General features: G+C 72.3%; 4 protein-coding genes and 1 pseudogene. 4 read left to right on the forward strand and 1 reads right to left on the reverse strand.

Annotation, left to right across the window (positions count from 1 at the left end):
- Positions 1-648: pseudogene (locus tag O3Q52_RS46530) on the reverse strand (diaminopimelate decarboxylase); the annotation flags it as partial.
- A 139-nt stretch (positions 649-787) separates the two neighbouring features.
- Between O3Q52_RS46530 and hutU the strand changes: the two are divergent.
- The 4 genes from hutU to hutI all read left to right on the forward strand — a co-directional run bounded on the left by hutU (position 788) and on the right by hutI (position 6,427).
- The gene (gene hutU, locus O3Q52_RS46535; protein ID WP_269654527.1) at positions 788-2,446 is read left to right on the forward strand and encodes a urocanate hydratase; all 1,659 of its coding nucleotides are present in this window, start codon (positions 788-790) and stop codon (positions 2,444-2,446) included.
- Between the two features lie 128 nt (positions 2,447-2,574).
- The gene (locus tag O3Q52_RS46540; RefSeq protein ID WP_269654528.1) at positions 2,575-3,840 is read left to right on the forward strand and encodes an allantoate amidohydrolase; all 1,266 of its coding nucleotides are present in this window, start codon (positions 2,575-2,577) and stop codon (positions 3,838-3,840) included.
- Positions 3,837-5,198 carry a formimidoylglutamate deiminase gene (locus O3Q52_RS46545; protein WP_269654529.1) on the forward strand — a complete coding sequence of 454 codons (1,362 nt, stop codon included), beginning with the start codon at positions 3,837-3,839 and terminating at the stop codon, positions 5,196-5,198. Before O3Q52_RS46540 ends, O3Q52_RS46545 begins: the two co-directional genes overlap by 4 nt.
- A gap of 41 nt (positions 5,199-5,239) precedes the next feature.
- Positions 5,240-6,427 (forward strand): imidazolonepropionase, encoded by a 1,188-nt coding sequence (gene hutI / locus O3Q52_RS46550; protein WP_269654530.1) that lies wholly within the window; start codon positions 5,240-5,242, stop codon positions 6,425-6,427.
- Positions 6,428-6,550 lie beyond the last annotated feature (123 nt).

Below are 6,550 nucleotides of genomic sequence, written 5' to 3' on the forward strand. Positions count from 1 at the left end.
CGCCGTCGAGCGCGCCCCGATCGAACCCCCCCCGACCTGCGGATTCACTCGGATCCCGATGGGGGTGGGGGCACCTCCCACGCCCTTGAGGCTGTGGGGGAGGGTCGAGGCCGAGCGCACGAGCCCGTCGAGGCGGGCCAGCTCCTGCGGGTTGTCCGCGTTGACCGCGATGCCCAGCGCGAGCGCCTCCCGCAGCTCCGCCGGGGTCTTGGCGGGCGAGTCGAGCACCGTACGGGCCGGCGGGACCCCGGCCGCGCGGGCGAGGGCCAGCTCGCCCGGGCTCGCGACCTCCGCGCCGATGCCTTCCCGGTGCAGCAGCCGCAGCACCGGCACGAGCGGGGTCGCCTTCACCGCGAACGCGTGCAGCACGGGCGTCCCGGGCGCCGTCACCGCGTCGAAGGCCGCCCGCAGGGCCGCCGCGGAGGCCCGGATGCCGGTGATGTCGAGGAGCCCGATGATGGGGGTGGCGGGACCGACCAGCCCCTGTTCCAAGGCCGCGCGAACGGCCTCGTCCCGCCGCGCGCCCCCGTTCGTGGCCGGGCCCTGATCCCCGCCAAGCCCCTCCGGGGCTCCGCCCGGACCCTTCGGAGTTCCGTCCGGTTCTTCGCCCGTCGAGTCCGCGTCTCCTGTGCCTGTGTATGCCGCCATACATCCAGCCAAACATCCGTGCCGCGCCCGTGCTGGCCCACGAAGGTATTGACTAGTTCTATTCAGGCGATCAGGATGTGAATATCGACTGAATGACCGGCACCACCCGGAGCACTCACCAGCCGCCAGGAGGCAGACCATGTCAGGACCCCGCCCCGTCCGAGCACCGCGCGGTACGGAACTGAGCGCCCTGGGATGGCAGCAGGAAGCCGCCCTGCGGATGCTGCAGAACAACCTCGACCCCGAGGTCGCCGAGCACCCCGACAAGCTCGTCGTCTACGGCGGCACCGGCAAGGCGGCCCGCGACTGGCGCTCCTTCGACGCCATGGTCCGTACGCTGCGGACGCTCAAGCAGGACGAGACGATGCTCGTCCAGTCCGGCCGACCCGTCGGTGTCATGCAGACCCACGAGTGGGCGCCGCGCGTCCTGATCGCCAACTCCAACCTGGTGGGCGACTGGGCGAACTGGGAGGAGTTCCGCCGCCTGGAGGCCCTCGGCCTCACCATGTACGGGCAGATGACGGCCGGCTCCTGGATCTACATCGGCACCCAGGGCATCCTCCAGGGCACCTACGAGACGTTCTCCGCCGTCGCCGCGAAGAAGTTCGGCGGCACCCTCGCGGGCACGATCACCCTCACCGCAGGCCTCGGCGGCATGGGCGGCGCCCAGCCGCTCGCCGTCACGATGAACGACGGCGTCGCGATCTGTATCGACGTCGACCCGCGCGCCATCGAGCGCCGCATCGAGCACCGGTACCTCGACGTGAAGGCCGACTCCCTGGAGCACGCCCTCCAGCTCGCCGTCGAGGCCCGCGACGCCCGCCGCCCGCTCTCCATCGGGCTCCTCGGCAACGCCGCCGAACTGCTCCCGCGCATGCTCGCCGAGGGCGCCCCCGTCGACATCGTGACCGACCAGACCTCGGCCCACGACCCGCTGGCCTACCTCCCCGTGGGCGTCGACTTCGACGACATGGCCTCGTACGCCGCGAAGGACCCGGCCGGGTTCACCACCCGTGCCCGCGAGTCCATGGCCCGGCACGTGGAGGCCATGGTCGGCTTCATGGACGCCGGCGCCGAGGTCTTCGACTACGGCAACTCCATCCGCGGCGAGGCCCAACTCGCCGGGTACGAGCGGGCTTTCGCCTTCCCCGGCTTCGTCCCCGCCTACATCCGCCCCCTCTTCTCCGAGGGCAAGGGCCCCTTCCGCTGGGCCGCCCTGTCCGGCGAGGCCTCCGACATCCACAAGACGGACAAGGCGATCCTCGACCTCTTCCCGGAGAACGAGTCCCTGCACCGTTGGATCAAGCTGGCCGGCGAGCGCGTCCACTTCCAGGGGCTGCCGGCCCGTATCTGCTGGCTCGGCTACGGCGAGCGGGACAAGGCCGGCGAGCGGTTCAACGACATGGTGGCCAGCGGTGAGCTGCAGGCTCCCCTCGCCATCGGGCGCGACCACCTCGACTGCGGGTCCGTCGCCTCTCCCTACCGGGAGACCGAGGCCATGCTCGACGGCTCCGACGCGATCGCCGACTGGCCGCTGCTGAACGCCATGGTGAACGTGGCCTCCGGGGCGTCCTGGGTGTCCATCCATCACGGTGGTGGCGTGGGGATGGGGCGGTCCATCCACGCGGGTCAGGTCTCGGTGGCCGACGGGACGAAGCTGGCCGGGGAGAAGATCCGGCGCGTGCTGACGAACGACCCCGGGATGGGTGTCATCCGGCATGTGGATGCCGGGTACGACATCGCCGAGTCGGTTGCTGACGAGCGGGGCGTACGGGTTCCCATGCGGGAGGGCGAGTGAGCGGCTCTGCTCCTGGATCCCGCTGGGGGCTCCGCCCCCAGGCCCCCGACCGGCCTGAACGGCCTCGTCCTCAATCTCCCCCACTCTCGGCTTCGCTCGAGCGGGGGGACCCCCACGACGGGCTGAACATGCCTGGACCGGACTCGAAGGCTCAGCCGCGCTCAGCGCCTCCCTCCTTCCACGACATGTGGCGGGAGTTGCAGCCCATCGGCCGGCACCCCGGCTCCGGTGGGTATCGGCGGTTCGCCTGGACCGGGGCCGACCGTGACTGTCGGGACTGGTTCGAGGAGCAGGCCAGGACACGTGGGCTGAGCTATGAGCTGGACCGGAACGGGAACCAGTGGGCCTGGCTGGGGGATCCCGCCGCGGGGAACGCCGTCGTCACCGGGTCGCACCTCGACTCGGTGCCCGACGGCGGCGCCTTCGACGGCCCCCTCGGTGTCGTGTCGTCCTTCGCCGCGCTGGACGAACTCCGGAGCAGGAAGGCGGAGTTCACCAGGCCGCTCGCCATCGTGAACTTCGGTGACGAGGAGGGCGCCCGGTTCGGGCTGGCCTGTGTGGGGTCCCGGCTCGCGGCCGGGGAGCTGACCGTCGAGCAGGCGCGGCAGCTCCGGGACGGTGACGGGGTCAGCCTTCCGCAGGCCATGGAGGCCGCCGGATATGACCCGGACGCCATCGGGGCGGACCCCGAGCGCCTGGCCCGGATCGGCGCGTTCGTCGAACTGCACGTCGAGCAAGGGCGTGCCCTCGACCTCTCCGGCGACCGGGTCGGCATCGCCAGCGCCATCTGGCCCCACGGGCGGTGGCGGTTCGACTTCCGGGGCGAGGCCAACCACGCGGGGACCACCCGGCTCGTGGACCGCCGCGACCCGATGCTGTCGTACGCGGAGACCGTGCTCGCCGCCCGCCGGGAGGCGAGCCTCGCGGGTGCCGTGGCGACCTTCGGCAAGATCTCGGTCGAGCCGAACGGCGTCAACGCCATCCCGTCCCTCGTGCGCGGCTGGCTCGACTCCCGTGCCGCCGACCAGGCGACCCTCGACACGGTCGTGAGCGGCATCGAGAAGGCGGCCCGCGAGTACGCCGACGAGCACGGGGTCCAACTGGACGTCGTCCGGGAGTCGTTCACCCCCGTCGTCGAGTTCGAGCACGCCCTGCGGGACGAGATCGCCCGCATCCTGGGCAGGGAGAAGGAAGTGGACCTCAAGGTCCCCGTTCTCGGGACCGGCGCGGGACACGACGCCGGGATCCTCTCCGGATCCATCCCCACCGCCATGCTGTTCGTACGCAACCCCACGGGCGTCTCGCACTCGCCGGCCGAGTACGCCGCCGAGGACGACTGCGTGGCCGGGGTGACCGCACTCGCCGACGTACTGGAAGGGCTGGCCTGCACGTGAGCGCGCGAGGCACGACCTACTGGCTGGAGCACGCCTGGCTCGACACCTTCGTCGAGCCGGGCGTGGCACTGGACGTGGACTCGGAGGGGCGGATCGCCGCCGTCCGCACGGGCGTCGACGCCCCGCCCCCGGGCGCCGAGATCCTGCGCGGCCTGACCCTTCCCGGTCTCGCCAACGCCCACAGCCACGCCTTCCACCGTGCCCTGCGCGGCACCGTCCAGGTCGGCTCCGGCACCTTCTGGACCTGGCGCGAGATCATGTACTCCTTCGCGGACCGGCTGACCCCGGAGACGTACCACGCGCTCGCCCGCGCGGTGTACGCCGAGATGGCCCTCGCCGGAGTCACGGCCGTCGGCGAGTTCCACTACGTCCACCACGCGCCGGGCGGCACCCCGTACGCCGACCCGAACGCCATGGGCGAAGCCCTCATCGAGGCCGCCGCCGAGGCGGGCATCCGCATCACCCTGCTCGACACCGCCTACCTCGCCGCCGGCCTCCTGAACAAGCGCACCGGGCAGCCCCCGAACCGGCACCAGCTCCGCTTCTCCGACGGCACCGCGGAGGCCTGGGCCGAACGCTGTTCAGTTCTCAAGGACCGGGATCACGCACGGATCGGGGCCGCCATCCACTCCGTACGGGCCGTTCCCGCGGGGCAGTTGGCGACGGTGGCGCGGTGGGCCGAGGAGCGGCGGGCCCCGCTCCACGTGCACCTGTCCGAGCAGACGGCGGAGAACGACGCCTGCCTTGAGACGCACGGCTGCACGCCGACCCGGCTGCTCGCCGACCACGGGGTGCTCGGCCCGCGCACGACGGGCGTGCACAATACCCACCTCACCGACGAGGACATCGCGCTGCTCGGCGGCTCCACGACCGGCACCTGCATGTGCCCGACCACCGAGCGCGACCTCGCCGACGGCATCGGCCCGGCCGTCGCACTCCAGAGGGCGGGCTCACGGCTCTCCCTCGGCTCCGACAGCCACGCCGTCATCGACCTGCTCGAAGAGGCGCGTGCCATGGAGCTGAACGAGCGCCTGCGCACCCGCAGCCGCGGCCACTGGACGGCGGCGGCGCTCCTGCGCGCCGCTTCCGCGGACGGTCACGCGGCCCTGGGCTGGGACGACGCGGGCATCCTCGAAGCCGGCGCGCTCGCCGACTTCACGACGATCGCGCTCGACTCGGTCAGAACAGCGGGGCCGGTGCCACGGCTCGGCGCCGAGACGGCCGTATTCGCGGCGACCGCGGCGGACGTGCGCCATACGGTCGTGGGCGGCCGGCACGTCGTACGCGACGGGGTCCATGCCCTCGTGCCGAACGTGCCGCAGGCCATGGCCGACGCCGTCGAAGCCCTGCGCGCCTGATCCCCGCGCCCAGCCCGAGCCCGAGCCCCGACAAGGACGTCATGAGCACTGCGAACGGCACGACGACCGTCATCACCAACATCGCCAGTCTGGTCACCAACGATCCCTCCCTCGGTGACGAGTCCCCTCTTGGTCTGATCCAGGACGCGGCCGTCGTCATCGACGGCGACCGCATCGCGTGGACCGGTGATTCAAGAGAAGCACCCGCCACTGACAATCGGGTCGACGCCGGTGGCCGCGCGGTGATCCCGGGCTTCGTCGACTCCCACTCGCACCTCGTCTTCGCGGGCGACCGCACCCAGGAGTTCAACGCCCGGATGTCCGGCCGGGCCTACAGCGCCGGCGGCATCCGTACGACCGTCGCAGCCACCCGGGCCGCGAGCGACGAGGAACTGGAACGCAACCTCACCCACTACCTCGCCGAGGCCCTGCGCCAGGGCACGACCACGTTCGAGACGAAGTCCGGCTACGGGCTGACGGTCGAGGACGAGGCCCGGGCCCTGCGCATCGCGTCCGCGCACACCGACGAGGTCACCTACCTCGGCGCCCACATCGTCTCCCCGGACTTCGCCGACGACCCCGCCGGGTACGTCGCGCTCGTCACCGGCGAGATGCTCGACGCCTGCGCCCCGTACGCCCGTTGGGTCGACGTCTTCTGCGAGAAGGGCGCCTTCGACGGCGACCAGGCCCGCGCGATCCTCACGGCCGGCAAGGCGAAGGGCCTGCACCCGCGCGTCCACGCCAACCAGCTCTCGTACGGCCCCGGAGTGCAGTTGGCGGTTGAGCTGGACGCGGCCAGCGCCGACCACTGCACCCACCTGACCGACGCCGATGTGGACGCCCTCGCGAGCGGTGACACCGTGGCGACCCTGCTTCCCGGCGCGGAGTTCTCCACCCGTGCCGAATGGCCGGACGCCCGCCGCCTCCTCGACGCGGGCGCCACCGTGGCCCTCTCCACCGACTGCAACCCGGGCTCGTCCTTCACGTCGTCCGTGCCCTTCTGCATCGCCCTGGCCGTACGGGACATGCGCATGACCCCGGACGAGGCGCTGTGGTCGGCCACCGCGGGCGGGGCCCGGGCCCTGCGCCGTACCGACGTCGGCCGCCTCACCCCGGGGGCGTACGCCGACCTCGCGTTCCTCGATGCCCCGAGCCATGTCCACCTGGCCTACCGGCCGGGCGTACCGCTGGTCGACCAGGTGTGGCGGCGGGGTGTACGGGTGGTCTGAGGCGGGCCCCCGGGCGGGCCGGTCACTCAGCCCGCCTCGCCCGCTCAGCCCGCCTCGCCCGCTCAGCCCGCCTTGGCCACTCGGCCTGCCTTGTCCTTGGCCCCGTACATGAGCCGTCGCAGC

This window comes from Streptomyces sp. ActVer (genome assembly GCF_027270795.1).
Classification (GTDB): domain Bacteria; phylum Actinomycetota; class Actinomycetes; order Streptomycetales; family Streptomycetaceae; genus Streptomyces; species Streptomyces umbrinus_A.